The sequence below is a fragment of the Brevundimonas sp. P7753 genome (genome assembly GCF_013386595.1).
In the GTDB taxonomy this organism is placed as follows: domain Bacteria; phylum Pseudomonadota; class Alphaproteobacteria; order Caulobacterales; family Caulobacteraceae; genus Brevundimonas; species Brevundimonas bullata.
In genome coordinates, this window is the sequence record NZ_JACARP010000028.1 from 42,136 (window position 1) to 42,620 (window position 485).

A 485-nucleotide genomic window follows, 5' to 3' on the forward strand; every position below is an offset into this window, starting at 1 on the left:
GCGTCATGCTGTGCGGCGCCATGGCCATGATCAAGGAGACCGGCGAACTGCTGGAAACCTATGGCCTGAAAGAAGGCTCGAACGCCGAGCCCGGCGACTATGTTCTGGAGCGCGCCTTTGTCGGCTGATCTGATGACCTCTCCCAAGACCGTGACCATCGACGACCGCAAGGCCCCGGAAGACTGCGCCAGCATGATCGACGTGCGCCGGGGCGTGGACGCCCTGGACCGCGCGCTGGTGACGCTGCTGGCCGAGCGTCAGCGCTACATGGACGCCGCCGCCCGCATCAAGCCGAACCGCGACGCTGTCTTCGACCAGGCCCGCATCGACGACGTGGTGGCCAAGGTCCTGGCCGCCGCTGAACCCGCGGGCCTGTCGCCCGACATCGCCGAGCCGGTCTGGCGCCTGCTGATCGACCGCTGCATCGCCCACGAGTTCGCCAAGTACGACGCCACGCGGGGTTAATTTCCTTCTCCCCTTGAGGG

The 485-nt window shown here is 67.0% G+C and carries 1 protein-coding gene and 1 pseudogene; both read left to right on the forward strand.

What is annotated here, in order from left to right; translation table 11 throughout:
• Positions 1 to 128, forward strand: a pseudogene (locus tag HX774_RS20020) (ferredoxin--NADP reductase); the annotation flags it as partial.
• Between the two features lie 4 nt (positions 129 to 132).
• The gene (locus HX774_RS06810) at positions 133 to 465 is read left to right on the forward strand and encodes a chorismate mutase (protein ID WP_178825385.1); all 333 of its coding nucleotides are present in this window, start codon (positions 133 to 135) and stop codon (positions 463 to 465) included.
• The last annotated feature ends 20 nt before the right edge of the window (positions 466 to 485 follow it).

What these genes read in the sequence shown, in the direction of transcription:
- HX774_RS06810 (WP_178825385.1), top strand. Translation starts at nt 133, where the DNA reads ATGACCTCTCCCAAGACCGTGACCATCGACGACCGCAAGGCCCCGGAA.